General features: G+C 71.5%; 19 protein-coding genes. 9 read left to right on the top strand and 10 right to left on the bottom strand.

Translation table 11 applies throughout. The annotated features are described in order from the left end of the window. The first annotated feature begins 680 nt into the window (after positions 1-680). Entirely contained in the window at positions 681-1700 is a 1020-nt protein-coding gene (locus ACZ4TR_RS07420; RefSeq protein ID WP_465286314.1) for a chitinase, read from the top strand. On the opposite strand, the gene ACZ4TR_RS07415 is transcribed toward ACZ4TR_RS07420, so the two are convergent. From ACZ4TR_RS07415 to ACZ4TR_RS07395, 5 genes are all read right to left on the bottom strand, one after another. Then, complete coding sequence (locus ACZ4TR_RS07415) at positions 1691-2452, bottom strand: thioesterase II family protein (RefSeq protein WP_465286184.1); 762 nt, start codon at positions 2450-2452, stop codon at positions 1691-1693. The genes ACZ4TR_RS07420 and ACZ4TR_RS07415 overlap by 10 nt on opposite strands. Before the next feature lie 78 nt (positions 2453-2530). Continuing rightward, entirely contained in the window at positions 2531-3352 is an 822-nt protein-coding gene (locus ACZ4TR_RS07410) for a dioxygenase family protein (RefSeq protein WP_465286183.1), read from the bottom strand. Positions 3353-3430: 78 nt separating this feature from the next. Continuing rightward, complete coding sequence (locus ACZ4TR_RS07405) at positions 3431-4312, bottom strand: helix-turn-helix transcriptional regulator (RefSeq protein WP_465286182.1); 882 nt, start codon at positions 4310-4312, stop codon at positions 3431-3433. A gap of 151 nt (positions 4313-4463) precedes the next feature. Continuing rightward, positions 4464-5627, bottom strand: a complete 1164-nt coding sequence (locus tag ACZ4TR_RS07400; RefSeq protein ID WP_364524101.1) for a thioester domain-containing protein — start codon at positions 5625-5627, stop codon at positions 4464-4466. 202 nt (positions 5628-5829) lie between these two features. After that, positions 5830-6441: a TetR/AcrR family transcriptional regulator gene (locus tag ACZ4TR_RS07395; RefSeq protein ID WP_465286181.1), complete on the bottom strand. Its 612-nt coding sequence runs from the start codon at positions 6439-6441 to the stop codon at positions 5830-5832. A 59-nt stretch (positions 6442-6500) separates the two neighbouring features. Here ACZ4TR_RS07395 and ACZ4TR_RS07390 point away from each other — a divergent pair, with 59 nt between their 5' ends. After that, the gene (locus ACZ4TR_RS07390; protein WP_465286180.1) at positions 6501-7721 is read left to right on the top strand and encodes a cytochrome P450; all 1221 of its coding nucleotides are present in this window, start codon (positions 6501-6503) and stop codon (positions 7719-7721) included. A gap of 19 nt (positions 7722-7740) precedes the next feature. On the opposite strand, the gene ACZ4TR_RS07385 is transcribed toward ACZ4TR_RS07390, so the two are convergent. Continuing rightward, a complete protein-coding gene (locus ACZ4TR_RS07385; protein WP_465286179.1) occupies positions 7741-8583 on the bottom strand; it encodes a GNAT family N-acetyltransferase in 843 nt (280 codons plus the stop codon). Positions 8584-8684: 101 nt separating this feature from the next. Here ACZ4TR_RS07385 and ACZ4TR_RS07380 point away from each other — a divergent pair, with 101 nt between their 5' ends. Further along, positions 8685-10001 carry an FAD-dependent oxidoreductase gene (locus tag ACZ4TR_RS07380; protein ID WP_465286178.1) on the top strand — a complete coding sequence of 439 codons (1317 nt, stop codon included), beginning with the start codon at positions 8685-8687 and terminating at the stop codon, positions 9999-10001. A gap of 4 nt (positions 10002-10005) precedes the next feature. Further along, complete coding sequence (locus tag ACZ4TR_RS07375) at positions 10006-11208, top strand: MFS transporter (protein WP_465286177.1); 1203 nt, start codon at positions 10006-10008, stop codon at positions 11206-11208. A gap of 84 nt (positions 11209-11292) precedes the next feature. On the opposite strand, the gene ACZ4TR_RS07370 is transcribed toward ACZ4TR_RS07375, so the two are convergent. After that, entirely contained in the window at positions 11293-11655 is a 363-nt protein-coding gene (locus ACZ4TR_RS07370; RefSeq protein ID WP_465286176.1) for an ArsR/SmtB family transcription factor, read from the bottom strand. A gap of 79 nt (positions 11656-11734) precedes the next feature. Here ACZ4TR_RS07370 and ACZ4TR_RS07365 point away from each other — a divergent pair, with 79 nt between their 5' ends. The 3 genes from ACZ4TR_RS07365 to ACZ4TR_RS07355 are packed head-to-tail and all read left to right on the top strand — an operon-like array spanning position 11735 to position 13268. Further along, on the top strand, positions 11735-11884 hold the full coding sequence (locus tag ACZ4TR_RS07365; protein ID WP_465286175.1) for a hypothetical protein: 150 nt from the start codon (positions 11735-11737) through the stop codon (positions 11882-11884). Between the two features lie 26 nt (positions 11885-11910). After that, on the top strand, positions 11911-12108 hold the full coding sequence (locus tag ACZ4TR_RS07360; protein ID WP_465286174.1) for a hypothetical protein: 198 nt from the start codon (positions 11911-11913) through the stop codon (positions 12106-12108). Continuing rightward, the gene (locus ACZ4TR_RS07355) at positions 12105-13268 is read left to right on the top strand and encodes a M28 family metallopeptidase (protein ID WP_465286173.1); all 1164 of its coding nucleotides are present in this window, start codon (positions 12105-12107) and stop codon (positions 13266-13268) included. Before ACZ4TR_RS07360 ends, ACZ4TR_RS07355 begins: the two co-directional genes overlap by 4 nt. Here ACZ4TR_RS07355 and ACZ4TR_RS07350 read toward each other — a convergent pair. Genes ACZ4TR_RS07350 through ACZ4TR_RS07340 form a run of 3 tightly spaced genes read right to left on the bottom strand, consistent with a single transcriptional unit; the run spans position 13258 to position 15354 of the window. Further along, positions 13258-13770: a DinB family protein gene (locus tag ACZ4TR_RS07350; protein WP_465286172.1), complete on the bottom strand. Its 513-nt coding sequence runs from the start codon at positions 13768-13770 to the stop codon at positions 13258-13260. The two genes, ACZ4TR_RS07355 and ACZ4TR_RS07350, sit on opposite strands and share 11 nt — an antisense overlap. A gap of 56 nt (positions 13771-13826) precedes the next feature. Further along, a complete protein-coding gene (arsB, locus tag ACZ4TR_RS07345) occupies positions 13827-14933 on the bottom strand; it encodes an ACR3 family arsenite efflux transporter (RefSeq protein ID WP_465286171.1) in 1107 nt (368 codons plus the stop codon). After that, a complete protein-coding gene (locus ACZ4TR_RS07340; protein WP_465286170.1) occupies positions 14917-15354 on the bottom strand; it encodes an arsenate-mycothiol transferase ArsC in 438 nt (145 codons plus the stop codon). The genes arsB and ACZ4TR_RS07340 overlap by 17 nt, the downstream gene beginning before the upstream one ends. Before the next feature lie 129 nt (positions 15355-15483). Here ACZ4TR_RS07340 and ACZ4TR_RS07335 point away from each other — a divergent pair, with 129 nt between their 5' ends. Both ACZ4TR_RS07335 and ACZ4TR_RS07330 read left to right on the top strand, forming a co-directional pair. Then, positions 15484-15861, top strand: coding sequence for an ArsR/SmtB family transcription factor (locus ACZ4TR_RS07335; RefSeq protein ID WP_465286169.1), 378 nt, complete (start codon positions 15484-15486; stop codon positions 15859-15861). Positions 15862-15939: 78 nt separating this feature from the next. Then, entirely contained in the window at positions 15940-16932 is a 993-nt protein-coding gene (locus ACZ4TR_RS07330) for an RNA polymerase subunit sigma-70 (RefSeq protein WP_465286168.1), read from the top strand. Positions 16933-16937 lie beyond the last annotated feature (5 nt).

Below are 16937 nucleotides of genomic sequence, written 5' to 3'. Positions count from 1 at the left end.
ACGACCGGAACCCGGCATTCGGCGGCACGTCCGCCCGACGCCAGGCCGGGCGCGCAGACCCGCCGCCCGAGGCGGGCAAGCCCGCGCACCGGCAGCAGACCACTTCGCACCGGTGCAGCGGCTCACGCCGGTCGGCTCCGGGACCGGAGAGCCCCCGGCCGGCTGAGCCCGGCGCCGGCCCGCCCAATCACGCGGGACCGACGACCGGAACCCGGCATTCGGCGGCACGTCCGCCCGACGCCAGGCCGGGCGCGCAGACCCGCCGCCCGAGGCGGGCAAGCCCGCGCACCGGCAGCACGCCCCTCGGCACCGACGCGGCGGCTCACGCCGGTCGCCCCCGGCGCCGCCCGGCCGGCGTCGCGAATGACTCGTTCGGGACCTCCCACGCCCCGAATGAGTCATTCGCGTCGCTGGACCAGCCATCGCCGAAACCCATCCGCCAACCGGTTCAATGCGGGAGTCGTTCGCGCACACCCCTTGCCCGGACCACCCGAATCCTTGACTGGACTAGACCAATCTGCTCTAGTGACCGGTGTCACCCTCGGTCCGGCCGGTCGAGCACACCCCCTCCGACACCGGGCGCCCCCGCGTCCGGACTCCGTCGTGGCCGAAGGAGTGAGCCAGTCTTGAGAAGACGTCTTGTCGCGGTCCTGTCAGCATTCGCCGCCGCCGCCGCACTCGTGCTCGGCGTGCCCGCCGCCACCGGTCAGGCCCCGCAGGCCGCGGCCGCCGCCTGCAGCGGGCCCAACTGGGTCGCGGGCCAGTGGTACGACGTGGGCGCGGTCGTCAAGTACACCAACGGCAGCTATTACCGCGCCAAGAACGCGAATCCGGGTTACGACCCGATCATCAGCACCTGGTACTGGGAGCCCTACAGCTGCGACGGCGGGGGCGGCGGCACCACCTGCAACGCGCCCAACTGGGTCGCAGGCCAGTGGTACGACGTCGGCGCGGTCGTCAAGTACACCAACGGCAGCTACTACCGCGCCAAGAACGCCAACCCGGGCTACGACCCCGTCATCAGCACCTGGTACTGGGAGCCCTACGACTGCGGCGGCGGCACGAACCCCGGCAACCCGGGCTCGTTCGTCATCAGCGAAGCCCAGTTCAACCAGATCTTCCCGGGCCGCAACAGCTTCTACACCTACAGCGGCCTGACCGCGGCCCTGTCGGCCTACCCCGGCTTCGCCACCACCGGCAGCGACACGGTGAAGAAGCAGGAAGCGGCGGCGTTCCTGGCGAACGTCAACCACGAAACCGGCGGCCTCGTCTACATCGTCGAGCAGAACACGGCCAACTACCCGCACTACTGCGACTACGGCCAGCCCTACGGCTGCCCCGCCGGCCAGGCCGCGTACTACGGCCGCGGCCCGATCCAGCTGAGCTGGAACTTCAACTACAAGGCCGCCGGCGACGCCCTCGGCATCGACCTGCTCGGCAACCCCTGGCAGGTCGAGCAGAACGCGGCCGTCGCCTGGAAGACCGGCCTCTGGTACTGGAACACCCAGAGCGGTCCCGGCACGATGACCCCGCACAACGCGATCGTCAACGGCCGCGGCTTCGGCGAAACCATCCGCAGCATCAACGGCTCCATCGAGTGCAACGGCGGCAACCCGGCGCAGGTGCAGAGCCGCGTCGACAAGTACCGCCAGATCACGTCGCTCCTCGGCGTCGACCCCGGCGCCAACCTCTACTGCTGATCCGACGCGAGCGGCTCACCCGTCCACTGGGTGAGCCGCTCGCCGATCAGCCCGCCCACCTCCCCGAGGTTGTCGTTCAGGTAGAAGTGACCGCCCGGGAACGACTTCAGCTCGAAGGGCCCGGACGTGTGCTCCGCCCACCGCCGCGCCTGGACTTCCGTGACCCTCGAATCACGGTCGCCGAACAGCGCGAAGACCGGGCAGGAGACGTCGGGCCCCGGCCGGTAGTGGTAGCCCTCCGCCGCCTTGAAGTCGTTGCGCAGCACCGGCAGTACCAGCCGGAGGAGCTCGGGATGCGCCAGCACCCGCGGATCGGTGCCGCCGATCCGCCGGACGTCGGCGAGCAGCTCGTCGTCGGTCCGTTCGGGGACCGGCCCACCGGGGAACGAGACCGACGCGCGGCGCCCCGACACGAACAGGCCGAGCAGCCCGGGTCCGAGCCGCCGCGCGACCTCGAAGGCCAGGCTGGCGCCCATGCTGTGCCCGAAGAACGCCGTCGGCCCGGTGACCTCGGCGGCGAGTACCTCCGCCAGCCGGTCGGCGAGCAGGAACAGGTCGTCCACCAGCGGTTCGGCGTGCCGGTCCTGCCGGCCCGGGTACTGCACGGCCAGCACGTCGACCGCGGGGGCCAGCGTGGCGGAGAGCGAGTGGAAGTAGCTCGCCGTCCCGCCGGCGTGCGGGAAGCAGACGAGCCGCGGCGCGCCGGGCGCGGCCGGGTGGAAGCGCCGGAACCACGCTTTCGAATCCGTCATACCGGCGAATCTCCCAGGCCCGCGCGGGTCACGTCGACGCCAATCGTGCGGAAGTCGGGCGCGTCCCTCCTCAGGGGCTCACTCCGCCCGCCACAGCGCGGGGACGGCCGGTGGTTCCCAGCCCGGCTGAGCGGTGTGCGCCTGCAGGCACACGTAACCCCGGCCGCCGTAGGTGACCCGTGCACCCGCCGCGTAGCCGGTGCCCGCCGCCCACGTGGTGCCTCCAGGCGGCGTCGAGGTGGACGTCGGTGGCGTCGAAGTGGACGTCGGAGACTGCGGGACGTTCAGCACGAAGTCGAACGCGGCTTCCTTCGCGGTGCCGTTGTCCCGCACGGTCATCAGGAGCCGCGCGTCGAAGATCGTGTCGGTGTTGTTGCGCGGCTCGTTCGGGAAGTAGAGCTGGGTGGTGAGGATCGGCCGGCCGGGTGCCTGCACCTTGACGTGGATGTGCCGGGTGCGGCCGGGGTAGAGGCCGGGCACGATCGTCGAGAGCCGGAACGCGCCCTGGGCGTCGGTGTACTGGTGGCCGCGGAAGGTGTAGCCGGTGTTGTCGTACGCGCCGTTGACGTCCGCCTGCCAGAAGTCCAGCAGCGCGCGGTTCACCGGCAGGCAGGCGAGCCCGAAGACGTAGCCGCTCACCGTCAGGCGCGTGCCCTGCGTGCCGGGGGTGGCCAGGTCGGTCCGTTCCGGCGAGTTCGGCTTGAAGTAGGGCCCTTCGGTCTGGGCCGGCGTCGGATCGTCGTCGTCGTGGCACGCCGGCGTCAGTTCCGGGGCCTGGCCGCCGGCGACGGCCGTGCGGGCGAGCGCCGGCCCGCCGATCAGCGCGACCGGCGCGGCGACACCCGCGGCCAGCGCGGCGCGCAGCACCGTCTTGCGGCTGAGCTTGGTCTCTTCGTCCATGCCTGCTCCTCGTGGGGGCTTCGGGAATCCCCTCGAACGTAGGCAGCGCACCGGGTGCGCGACGATGGACTGGCTCGGTCAGTCGTGGTGATTCTGCCCGCCGCGGCGGAAATCGCCGGGGCTCAGCCCGGTTTCGCGGCGGAAGAACCGGCAGAAGTAGGCCGGGTCGGCGAACCCGACGCGGGTCGCGACCTGGCGCACGGTGAGGTCCGTCCGGAGCAGGAACCGCTGGGCTTCCCGGATCCGTGCCTCGCGCAGCAGCTGCGCGGCCGTGCGGCCGGTCGCCGCCTTCACCGCCTCGGTGAGGTGACCCGGCGTGACGCCGATGCGCCGGGCGTGCGCGGACACCGACCACGACCCGGGGTCCGGGCGGCCGGTGAGCCGGGCGAACTCCGCCGCCACCGCTCCGGCGGGCGCGGGCGGCGGCGTCCCCAGCAGCCGTCCGGCGCGCACGACCAGGACGTGCACCAGCGCCCGCAGCACGGACTCTTCGCCGTGGCGGTGCTCCTCTTCGAGGTCGGCGATCACCCGTGTGACGGCCGCGCCGGCGGGCGCGTCCAGCCGGAGGCACGGCTGTTCGCTCAGCCGCCGCAGCAGGTCGCGGTCGGCCGGGTGGTCGAGGAGGAAGTCGTCGGTGAACAGGACGACGTGGCCGGTCAGGCCGCGCACGCCGGCCCACTGGTGCACCTGCCCCGGCGCGATGACGGCGAGCTGCGGTGGCCGCAGCGGCCGGTGCGTCAGGTCGACGACGTGCGCGCCGGTGCCGCCGGTGACGTGGACGAGCTCGTGGAAGGTGTGCCGGTGCGGGAACTCCGCGCGCGAAAGCGGCCCGATCTCGTCGAACGTGCCGACCGCGAACGGCGGCGCGTGCGGGGCCGGCACCTCCAGCCGGTGCATCGGCAGCTCTCCCGCCCGCGGCCGTTCGCAGGGCGTCCCGGGCGGAACGGTCGTACCGCGCATGGCCTCGTCCCTTCGCCGTCCGGGCGAAAAGTCTAGACCAATGCACGCGCGGTTCGCCGCTTTCGCCCCGATGGTCGCAATCCGATGGTCGGGTACGAAAACGGGGCCGGTCCACTGTGGACCGGCCCCGTTCCCGGGTACTGCTTACTGCTTACGCGCGGCTGCGACGCCGGTTCACCAGCAGCATCAGCGCGCCGCCACCGAGCAGCAGGCCGCCGACGGTGAACGGAACCGCGGCGTCGACACCGGTGTTGGCGAGCTCGCCGCCCCCGCCGTTCGAGCCGGCCGGGGTGGTGCTCGGCGCGGTGGTCGGGGCACCGGCCTCGGTCCAGCTGGCGGGCGCGTTCGCGGTGACCTCGGTCTTCTCCGAGTCGGCGACGATCAGCGACTGCGCCGGCTTCTTCGCGTAGTTCTCGGCGACGAACAGGCGGCCGGTGTCCAGCTCGCCGGTGGCCTTGAGGGTGAAGGCGCCCTTGCCCGGCTTGGTGCCCGCCGGGATGTCGACGAACAGCTTGCTGCCGTCCTTGACGTCCGTGCCCTTCAGCTCCTTGCCGTCGGCGTCGGTGATCTTGACACCCTCGGGCAGCTGGCTGGTCAGCGAGGTGATGTCCCCGCTGGTGGCGACGCTGTACGGGCCGACCTTGGAGCCGGCGGTGCCCTCGGTCTTGTCCGCGGCGATGTTCAGCGTCGGCTTCGGCTGCTCGCCGATGCCCTTGTTCTGGTCGCCGGTGAAGTAGGCGTAGAGCGCGGCGACGTCGGCGTTGGCGTCGGCCGACTTCTCCTCGGCCAGCGGCTTGGTGGCGTCCAGGTTCACGCCGTCGCTGAAGTGCCACACGGCGGCCTGCGTCGCGGCGATGGCCTCGCGCTCGGAGACGCCGTCGTGGACCTCGACGCCGGCCTTCTTCAGCGCCTTGCCCAGCGCGTCGAGGCCGGTGCCCGGGTAGCCGTTGTGCAGCACCCAGTTGATCTTGGTGTTGTTCTTCTCGAACGGCGAGTTCTCGGCCGGGTACTTGCTCCACGGACGCTCGACCATGTCGACGTCCGTGCGCAGGCCGACGGTGATCTGCACGCAGTAGAGCTTCAGCGTGCTGCCGTTGGACAGCTTCATCTCGAACAGCTCGGCGATGTAGTCGCCGCCCTTGCCGAGGTTGAGCCGGTAGCCGACGGTGGCCTTGGCGTTGCCGTGGTCGTCCGCGACGACGCGGCCGCGCGCGGCACCGTCGTCGGCGAGAGCGGCCGGCGAACCGATCATGACGGCGGCGGCCGCGGCGAGAGCCGCGATCCCGCCACGCACGAGAGTGGACCTGACCTGCATAAATCTCCTATCCGAGCCCGAACCGACGACGTAGCAGCCATCCACCCCCGCAGGCGGCCACTGATTCGGGTGAGTGATCACCCGGTCAAGCGAAACCGGAGCCTACACGGACCTCACAAGTACTACTCAGGGTGTCCCCGTTATCTCGAATGGGTCAGAAAACCGAAAGAAACGGCGTTCAGAAAAGCCACAGGCCACGGATTCACGTGACGACGGGCCGCAATCCCGAAGCCATCCTCCCGATCACCGCCGCATACTCCGACTTGAGCCGCGATTTGTCCGAATCGGCCGCTTCGGCCAGTGCCATCCCGGCCGTGCCGAGCATGCCGAACACCAGGCGCGTCGTGGTTTCCAGTGGCTGGCCGTCGATGTCGCCGCCCTCCACCAGGGCCTTGATCAGCTGCTCGACGAGGCCGTACGCGTACTGCTCTTCGGCCGCCTGCCAGCGCAGCCAGCCGAGGGCGAGCGGCGCCTCCTGCCAGACGAGCTTGCCGTAGACCGGGTCGCAGCAGCGGTCGAGGAACACGTCGAGGGCCGCGAACGCCGCCGACCAGGGGTCCGCCGCCCGCGCCGCCGCGGCCGCGGACAGCTCCATCGCCTCGGTTTCGAGCTGCGCGAAGACCGCCTCGAACAGCGCCGTCTTGTTCGCGAAGTGGTGGTAGATCGCGCCGCGCGTGGCCTGGATGTCGCCGGCGATGTCCTCCAGGGCCGCCCCGGCGAAGCCGTGCTCGGCGAACCGGCGCGTGGCCGCCGCCAGCAGGGCGGCCCGGGTGGCCTCGGAGTACTGCTCCCGCCGGCTCTTGACCGTCGACATGCGCAAAGCATAGGACATACACTGCGCATGTCACCGACACAGTGCATGTGGGGGTTGCCATGACCGACGTCAACGAGCTCCTGTTCAACCCGTTCGCGCCCGGCTTCTTCGAAAACCCGTACGAGCAGTACAAGACGCTGCGCGACGAGGACCCGGTGCAGGAGCACCCGCTGGGGTTCTGGTTCGTCACGCGCTACGAAGACGTCTCGGCGCTGCTGAAGGCCGGCCTGTCGGTGGAAATCGGGAACCTGGCGCCCGGGCCGTTCCTCGACCAGGCCACCGCGTTCACCCCGGACGCCGATCGGGGCGCGCTGAACCTCTCGATGCTCGACCGCGACCCGCCCGACCACACGCGGCTGCGCTCGCTGGTGACGAAGGTGTTCACCCGCCGCGCGATCGCCGCTTTGGAGCCGAAGATCGTCGGCCTCGTGGACGCCGCACTCGATCGCATGGCCGAAAAAGGCGACTCGGACCTGGTCGAGGAGCTGGCGTTCCCGCTGCCGTTCGCGGTGATCTCCGAGATGCTCGGCATGCCGCCGACGGACCACTCCCGGATCCGGGAGCTGAGCGGAACCCTGGTGCGGTCCTTGGAGGTCGTCGCCGACGAGGAGACGGCCCGCGCGATCATGGCGGCGGACGCGGAGCTGACGGCGATCACGCGCGAGGTGATCGCCTGGAAGCGCGACCACCCGGCGGACGACCTGCTCTCGGCCCTGATCCAGGCCGAGCACGACGGCCAGGTCCTCGACGGCGACGAGCTGGTCGCCCAGGTGGTCCTGCTCTACGTGGCCGGCCACGAGACGACGGTCAACCTGATCGCCAACGGCGTCAACGCGTTGCTGCGCAACCCCTCGCAGCTGGCTTTGCTGAGGGCACAGCCGGATCTCGCCGCGAACGCGGTGGAGGAGTTCCTCCGCTACGACTCCCCGGTCCAGCAGACCCGCCGGATCACGACGTCCCCGTACGAAGTGGCGGGCAAGGAGATCCCGGCGGGCACGTTCGTGCTGGCGTGCTTGGGTTCGGCGAACCGCGACGAGCGCTTCTTCGGCCCGGACGCCGCCGAGCTGCGCCTGGACCGGCCGAACGCGCGCCACCAGGTGTCGTTCGGTGCGGGGCCGCACCACTGCCTCGGCGCGGCACTGGCCCGGCTCGAAGACCAGGTCGCCGTCAGCCGGCTGGTTCAGCGGTTCCCGGAGCTGCGCTTCGCGGGCGAGCTGACGTGGAACGGCCGGATCAACCTGCGCGGGCCGGCGAAGTTCCCGGTCACCGTGCACGCCTGACGGGGCGCGGGCCGCCGGCTCAGCCGACCGGGCCTCGGCGTTCGAGGAACACGGTGTCGTGCCAGACACCGTCGCGCCACGCGATGCGTTCCCGGACACCGAGGGTCCGGTAGCCGGCCGCGCGGTGCAGGGCGATCGAGGCGCGGTTCTCGGTGAAGACGGACGTCTGCAGCGTCCAGAGCCCGGCGGCGTCGGCTTCCGTGACCTGCGTGCGGATGAGGGCTTTGCCGACGCCGCGGCCTCGGTGGCCTTCACCGACGTAGACCGAAGTCTCGGCGACGCCGGAGTAGCACTCCCGCGCGGACACCGGCGCGGCGGCGGCCCAGCCGACGACCTCGCCGTCGATCTCGGCGACCCAGCGGTGACCGGGCAGCCACTTCGCGTGCAGCTCGTCTCGGCTGGGCACCGCGGTTTCGAACGTGGCGATACCGGTGGCGATGCCTTCGGCGTAGATGCGCCGGACCGCACCCCAATCTCGTCGGCCGAGAGGGCGCACGACGACGTCGTCCGGGACGTCTTCGGGGCAGCAGGGCCGCGGCGCGAGCAGGCCCATGACCGCGTCAGCCGCGTGCGGGAGTCCGACACAGCAGGCTTCGTTGACCGTGACGACGGTGGCGGTGCCCCGTTTCCGCAGGAGCAGGAACCCGACGTCGGCCAGCTTGCGGACGTGGTGGGACACGTTGCCCTGGCTGATGCCCATGATCTCGGTCAGCCCGCCGATGGTGAGCTCGCGGTTCGCGGTCGCCACGGCGTGCAGGATCTTGACCCGCGTCGGCTCGGCCAGGCAGGAGAACCACTCCGCGTACGTGGCGGCCTCGGCGTCGGGCAGCACCGGCGGCGTGACCGGCAGGATCGTCGTCATGCCGTCGAGTATTGACGGTGATCGATGGTTGCGTCAATCGATGACGGTCGATACATTGCTCGGCAGGCTCCATCGAGCAGTATCGATGAAAGGATCTGGGGATGGACGAGTTGCCTGTTGTCGTCGTGGGCGCCGGCCCGGTAGGACTCGCCGCGGCCGCCGAGCTGCTGGAACGCGGCCTCGAGCCGCTGGTGCTCGAACGTGGCGCCCAGGCCGGCGCCGCGGTGGCGGAGTGGAACCACGTCCGGCTGTTCTCCTCGTGGCCGGAGCTGGCCGCCCCCGCGGCCGCACGCCTGCTCGAGCCGACCGGCTGGACCCGTCCGGACGCCGGCAGTTACCCGACGGGCCGCGAGTGGGCACAGCACTACCTGCGGCCGCTCGCCGAAGCACTCGGCGACCGCGTCCGCTTCGGTACCGAAGTGGTGGGGGTCGCGCGGCGGGGCCGGGACCGGATCGTCGACAGCGGCCGCGACGACGAGCCGTTCTCTGTGCACGTCCGCACCGCCGACGGCGAAGGGCGCGTCCTGGCCCGGGCGGTGATCGACGCGTCCGGGACGTGGACGACCCCGAATCCCCTAGGTGGCGAGGGCCTGCCGGCGATCGGCGAGCGCGCCGCGGCCGACCGGATCTCCTACCGGGTCCCGGACCTCGCCGCCGAGCGCGCGCGGTACGCGGGCAAGCACGTGGTCGTGGCGGGCAGCGGGCACTCCGCGCTGACGGCGCTGGTCGCGCTGGCCGCGCTCGGCGGGGACACGCGGATCACCTGGGTGCTGCGCCGCGGCGGCATCGGAGACACCTTCGGCGGCGGTGAAGCCGACCAGTTGCCGGCCCGTGGGGCACTCGGCCTGCGCGCGAAGGAGGCGGTCGACGCCGGGCTCGTCACGGTCGTGACCGGCTTCCGCACCGAAGCGGTCGAGCGCACCGGCGGATCGATCGCGCTGGTTTCGGCCGACGGGCGCCGGATCGGGGACGTCGAGGAGGTGATCGCGCTGACCGGGTTCCGGCCCGAGCTGTCGTGGCTGTCGGAGATCCGCCTGGAGCTGGACCCGACGCTGCAAGCGCCGGTCGCGCTGGCCCCGCTGGTCGACCCGAACGTGCATTCCTGCGGCACGGTCTACCCGCATGGCGCGAAGGAACTGTCCCACCCGGAGCGGAACTTCTACCTGGCCGGGATGAAGAGCTACGGCCGCGCGCCGACGTTCCTCGCCCAGACCGGCTACGAGCAGGTCCGCAGCATCGCGGCCGCCTTCGCCGGCGATCACGAGGCGGCCGCCCGGGTCGAGCTGATCATGGCGGAGACCGGGGTCTGCGGTGGTGCCGGCCTGTTCGACGAAGCCGCGCCTGCCGCAGGCGGGTGCTGCGGCGCTCCCGAGCCGGAAGTGCTGACGCTGTCGGCGCCGCCCGCCGCGTCGCACTGACCCGGTGCCGGCGAGCACGGGCGCCACGTCCTTGAGCAGGTCGGGGCTGCACCGGGTGCTCGCGATCTTGTGCGTCACGCAGATCACCAGCTGGGGAATCCTCTACTACGCCTTCCCGGTGCTCGCCCCGGACATCGCCCACGCGACCGGCTGGCCGACCACGGCGGTGGTCGCGGCGCTGTCCGGAGCGCAGCTGGTCACCGCCGTGGCGGGGATCCCGGTCGGGCGATGGCTGGACCGGCGCGGGCCCCGCGCCGTGATGACCACCGGCTCGGTACTGGGGGTGTGCGCGCTGGTCGCGATCGCGACGGCGCAGAATCTCGCGTGGTTCGTCATCGCGTGGGCGGTGGCCGGTGCGGCGATGAGCGGGGTGCTGTACCCGCCGGCGTTCGCGGCGTTGACCCGCTGGTACGGGCCGCGGCGGGTGTCCGCGCTGACCGTCCTCACCCTGGCCGGCGGTCTGGCGAGCACCGTGTTCGCGCCGGTCACCGCACTCCTGGCGGCGCACTTGGACTGGCGCCACACCTACCTGGTGCTCGCGTTGGTCCTGGCGGCGATCACCATCCCGTTGCACGCGTGGGGGCTGAAGGGTCCGTGGCCGGAGGCCGGGCTTCCGCCGGCGGAGCACGCCGATCCACGGCGGATCGCCCGCAGTGGCGCGTTCGTGGTGCTGGTCGTGGCGCTGAGCATGACGACGTTCTCGGCGTTCGCCGTCGTGGTGAACCTGGTGCCGCTGCTGACCGAGCGCGGCGTCAGTCCCGGGATCGCCGCGGTCGCCCTCGGCCTTGGCGGCGCCGGGCAGGTCCTCGGCCGCCTCGGGTACGCCACGCTGTCGCGGCGCACGAACGTCCGCGCCCGCACGGGGCTGATCTTGCTGGCCACGTCGGTCACCACAGCCCTGCTGTCGGTCCTGACCTCGGTGGTCGCCTTGATCGCCGCGACGGTCGTGGCCGGGATGGCCCGCGGGGTGTTCACGCTGCTGCAGGCCACCGCGATCACCGACCGCTGGGGGGCTGTCCACTATGGACGGCTCAACGGGCTGATGTCCGCGCCGATGACCATCACCATGGCACTGGCCCCGTTCGCGGGCGCGGCCTTCGCCGGCGTGCTCGGCGGCTACGCCCACGCTTTCCTCGTCCTCGCCGCGGTCAACACCGCGGCCGCCGCGCTGGCCATGGCCGGCAACCCGTCCAGGAGAACCCCATGAGCGAGCACGGAAACGGACGCCCGCGTCACGACCGCGGCGGCGCGCGTGCGAGGTGCTCCCGGCCCGCTCGCGCGTGACGGGCCGTCAGGCCGGGGCCAGGCCCGGGGCGGCCAGCAGGGCGCTCAGCTGCCCGAGGTCCTTCACGCGAGGCCGGTAGTACACCCAGGTCCCGCGGCGTTCGCTGTCGACCAGGCCGGCTTCGCGCAGCACCTTCAGGTGGTGCGAGATGGTCGGCCCGGTGAGGTCGAACGCCGCGGTCAGGTCGCAGACGCAGCTCTCGCCCTCGGCCGAGGTGATCAGCGACAGCAACCGCAGGCGCACCGGGTCGCCCAAGGCCTTGAACGCCTTGGCCAGGTCGGCCGCCTGCTCGGCGGACAGCGGTGCGGCGACCAGCGGCTCGCAGCACCCGTCGGAGATCACCGGCAACTCGATCCTCTGTTCAGCCACCTGTCTATATTGACATCCATCTAATCAAGCGGCAAACTCAGGACCGTTGATTAGATAATCATCTAGATAAGGTGGGCTCATGATCACGCTGATCCGACGCCTGTTCCGCACCACCGCGACGGTGGAGTTCTGCGAGTCCTGCGCGCAGGTCTGCACCGGCCGGTGCCGCGCCGACGCGCTGCTCGACCGGGCCCGCACCCAAGCGCTGCGGCTGTCCTCCCGCTTCTGAAACCTCAACCACCACAAGGAGGTTCGATGACCAACGAGACGGTCGGCGGATTCGCCGGCGACCCGGCCGAGGCCTTCACCCCGCCCGCTTCCGGCGGCTGTTGCGGCTCCGCGCCCGCCACGGCGACCGCGACAACGTGCTGCGGCACCACCGAGACCGCGACCGCGGCCGGCACCTGCTGCGACCCGGCCGCCGAAGCCGACGGCGCCGGCTGCTGCGGATGACCACGACCCGCCCCGCACCGGCCGTCTCCGGTGCCCGGCTGCGGACCACGGTCACCACCCTGGCCGAGGACCGCTTCACCGGCCGCCGGGTCGGCACCGCGGGCGGCCGTGCGGCCGCCACCTGGCTCGCCGGGCAGCTGCGGGCGATCGGCGCGACGGTCACCACCGACGAGTTCCCGGTGCCCGGCGTGCGGGAGCTCTACCGCACGCCCCAGCTCACCTGGGATGGCCGGGCGCTGGTGCACCGCCGGGATTTCGTGGAACACCTCGCGTCCGCGGACCTGCCCGCACCGGTCACCGGCGAGCTGGTGCGCGCCGATGCGGAGGAGCTGGGTGGTCGTTGGGTGCTCGCGCCGGACCTGGGGGTTTCGGCGCGAGCATCCCGCGAGGGCGCGGTGGGTCTGCTGGTGCCGCGTGGGACCGACGAAGCCGGCTGGATGCCGAAGATGATCGCCGGCCCGCCGCCCGGCGACCTTCCGGTCCTCGCGGTCCGCACCGAGCTGCACCGGCAGCTGGCCGAAGCGCCGACGGTGTCCGCGTCGGTCCCGCTGCGCACGGTCGACATCATCGGCTCGAACGTGCACGGCGTGCTCCGCCAACCTGCCGCGCAGGGGTTGACCGTCTTGCTCACCGCGCACTTCGACGGCGTCGGCGACGATCCGGACCAGCGGCTGCCCGCCGCGGCCGACAACGCCTCCGGTGTCGCCGCTGTTCTCGAAGCCGCCCGTCTCCTCGCACCGGCCATGCCGGACGGCGCGGGGCTCGCGGTGGCGTTCCTCGACGCCGAGGAAGCCGGCGCGCGCGGCTCCGCTCACCACGCTCCGGCCGTGGCGCCCGGCACGGTGGTGATCAACCTCGACGGCGCAGCCAAGCTCGGCGACGCCGCGGCCGTCGAAGCCGGCGGTCCGGCCCACGCGCTGCTGGCCGCGCTCGACCAGGCCGGCCGCGAGACCGGAGTCCCGCTGCGGGCCGGCGCGATGGCGTCGGACAACCGCCGCTACGCCGCGGCCGGCCTTCCCGCGCTCGGGATCGGCATGGGCATGCCCGGCTACCAGACCCCGGCCGAGACCCCCGGCCGCGTCGAGACCGGCACCCTCGTCGCGGCGACCCGGCTCGTCGTCGCCACGGTCCGGCAGCTGGTGGCTCCGATCACCGGCTGAGGGTGAGCTGGCGCTGGTGGAAGGCGAAATGCCGGGCCGGATAGCGGTAGAGGTCGGCGAGGGTCATGTACGGCTGGAAGAACGGGTCCCAGCGAGGCGGATAGTGCATCCCGCGCGCCAAGCCCGCGTCGTCGGCCCGATCCAGGCTTCGGTGGAGCGAGGCGATGATGTGGTCGAGCCAGCGCGCCGCCCGGCGGGGTCCGATCAAGCCGCCTCCGCAGGAACCGAGGTAGTTGATCACGTGGAACGGCGGCGTCGCCACGTTCAGCACCGCGGCGAACCCGCGGCTCACCGGGTCCGGCAGGCGCCCGAACACCCGGACCAGCACCAGCAGCGCGCGCACGATCTGGTAGCCGAACACCAGGTGGAACAACAGCTGCTGGTTGGTCCACCGGGTGCCGTCCGACCGGCGGCGCAGATCCGCCGTCGTCGCGGCGGCCATCAGCTCATGGAACGTCGCGCGGTCCTGTTCCCACTGCTCGTGCACAGCCTGCCGGTCCATCGCCCAACCTTCCGGGTGCCCCGGACGAGCATCTCACCGACAAGCTGAATCCGCCCTCAGTCGGCCGGCCGGCTGGCTCGGAGGCGGTGAATCCTCGGTTGCGGGGTCTTCTCGACCCAGCGTTTGCGCAGCCACAGGCTCACGTACACCAAGCCGACCAGTACGGGTACCTCGATCAGCGGGCCGACCACACCCGCGAGGGCCTGGCCGGACGTCACGCCGAACACGCCGATCGCCACCGCGATCGCCAGCTCGAAGTTGTTGCCCGCGGCTGTAAACGCCAGCGTCGTCGTGCGCGCGTAGGACAGCCCCGAGGCTTTGCCGAGCAGGTAACCGCCGCCCCACATGATCGCGAAGTAGGCCAGTAACGGCAGCGCGATCCGGGCGACGTCCAGCGGCCGCGAGGTGATCGTTCCCCCCTGCAGCGCGAAGAGCACGATGATCGTGAACAGCAGCCCGTACAGCGCGATCGGGCCGATCTTCGGGAGGAACTCGCCCTCGTACCACTCGCGGCCCTTGCTGCGCTCCCCGATCCGCCGCGACAGGTAGCCGGCGGCGAGCGGGATGCCGAGGAAGATGACCACGCTCAGCGCGATCTCCCACGGCGAGAAGCTGACGCTGGTCGTGTCGAGACCGAGCCAGCCGGGCAGCAGGTCGAGGTAGAACCAGCCCAGCACGCCGAACATGATCACCTGGAACACGGAGTTCAGCGCGACCAGCACCGCGGCGGCTTCGCGGTCACCGCAGGCGAGGTCGTTCCAGATGATCACCATGGCGATGCAGCGCGCGAGCCCGACGATGATCAGCCCGGTCCGGTACGCCGGCAGGTCCGGCAACAGCAGCCACGCGAGCGCGAACATCAAGGCAGGGCCGAGAATCCAGTTCAGGACCAGCGACAGGACCATGGTGCGCTTGTCGCGGGTGACGGTGTCGAGCTTGTCGTAGCGGACCTTCGCCAGCACCGGGTACATCATCAGCAGCAGGCCGAGCGCGATCGGCAGCGACACCTGCCCGATCTTCACGGCTTCCAGTACGCCTTGCAGGCCGGGGATCACGCTGCCGAGACCCAGCCCGGCGGCCATCGCGGCGATGATCCAGACGGGCAGGAACCGGTCCAGGAAGGACAGTCGGTGCAGAACGTCGGCGTCAGCGGTCTGAGTCACGGACCTGATCTCCTGGCGAGTTGTCGAGAAGCTCGGCGACGAGCCCGCGGACGCGGCGGTCGATCTCGTCGCGGATCGGGCGGACGGCGTCGACACCCTGCCCGGCCGGGTCGTCGAGGGGCCAGTCCAGATATCGCTTGCCGGGAAAGATCGGGCAGGTGTCGCCGCAGCCCATGGTGATGACGACGTCGGAGGCTTCGACGTCCTCTGTGGACAGCTTGGCCGGCACCTCGGCGGTGATGTCCAGGCCCCACTCGGCGAGCGCCTCGGCGGCGGCGGGATTGACTTTGTCAGCCGGTTCGGACCCGGCCGACCGCACGGCGATCCGGCCGAGCGCGTAGTGCTGCAGCAGCGCGGCGGCCATCTGCGAGCGGCCGGCGTTGTGCACGCAGACGAACAGCACCTCGGGAGTGCGGGACATGAACGGTCCTTCCGGAGTCGAGCGGACCGGCTGGATCGAAGTCCGCCGATGCAATTGAAGACGCTTGGATCGACTCTTGTCAATCCAGCTGAGGTACGATCGGGATCACCCGGCCGTCGAGGAGGAGTCATGGCCGCGCACAACGGTCACGTCCGGGCGAAGCCGGTGACTCTCCTGCTGGCCGAGCCCGCCGCCGTCGTCACGGATGCCGAGGCCGAGACGGCCGCGAAGCTGTTCAAGGCCCTGTCCGACCCGGTCCGGATCCGGCTCGTGTCCCTGATCCGGCACTCCCCCGGCGGCGAAGCGTGCTTCTGCGACCTCGCCGCGGACTTCGCCATGCCGCAGCCGTCGCTGAGCCACCACCTGCGGGTCCTCGTCACGGCCGGCGTCCTCACGCGCGAGCGCCGCGGCACCTGGAGCTGGTACAGCCTCGTTCCCGAGCCGCTCGAGGCCCTGGGCCACCTGCTCCGCGAGGGCGGCCCCCTCGCCGACCGGCTCGCCCGATAGCCGCCGACACCGATCAGAAATCCTCCGCCACGTCGTCAGTTCTGGTAGCCCCGCACACCGGTGGAAGGATTGACGACCATGACCGACGCCAGGCCGCCGGCCGCCGACGAAGCCACGTTCATCGCGGCGGTCCGCTCGGGCGATCCGGCGCGGTTCGCGCTCATCACGGAGCGCCACCGGCGTGAGCTGCAGGTGCACTGCTACCGGATGCTCGCGAACTACGAGGACGCCCAGGACATGACGCAGGAGACGTTCCTGCGAGCGTGGAACAAGCGGGAGACGTTCAAAGGCCACGCCGCGCTGCGGACCTGGCTGTACCGGATCGCGACGAACGCCTGCCTCGACTTCCTGGACAAGCGCAAGGACCGCACACCCGTGCCGTCCGGGCTGGCGGACTCCGAGGTGCTGTACCTGCAGCCGTATCCCGACCGGATGCTTCCCGAGGACCCGCAGGAATCGGTGGTGGCGCGGGAGACGATCGAGCTGGCGTTCATCGTCGCCGTCCAGCACCTGCCGCCGCGGCAGCGGGCGGTGCTCATCCTGCGTGACGTCCTCGGCTGGCCGGCGTCGAAGACCGCCGACGCCCTCGAGCTGACCGTCGCCTCGGTGACCAGCGCACTGCAGCGGGCGCGCGTGACGATGCGCGAACAGCTGCCCGGCCGCCGCCTCGACTGGCGGAACCCCGAGCTGTCGCATGACGAGCGCGACGTGGTGAAGTCCTACATCGACGCCCACGAGCGCAACGACCTCGCGGGGCTGACGTCCCTGCTGCGCGACGACCTGCGCTTCGCGATGCTGCCCGAGGCGGGCACCTTGACCACGACGGCCAAGGACGCGGTGGACGGCTGGGTCTCCGGCGGGCTCTTCCAGCCCGGCCACGACGACTGGCGCGGCATCCCCACGACGGTCAACCGCATGCCGGCCGCCGCGCTGTACCTCCGCACCCCCGACAACCCGGAGTACCGGCTGTTCGCCATCGCGGTCCTGCACGTCGTCGACGGCAAGATCGCCGAGCTCACCGGATTCGACGCCACCGGCAAGCCATGGCTGGACCTGCCCCCGACGCTGTGATCCTG

It is taken from the genome of Amycolatopsis sp. NPDC028719 (genome assembly GCF_055565395.1).
Note: the sequence above shows the minus strand (reverse complement) of the source record. Positions and strands in the feature narration are given on the sequence as shown.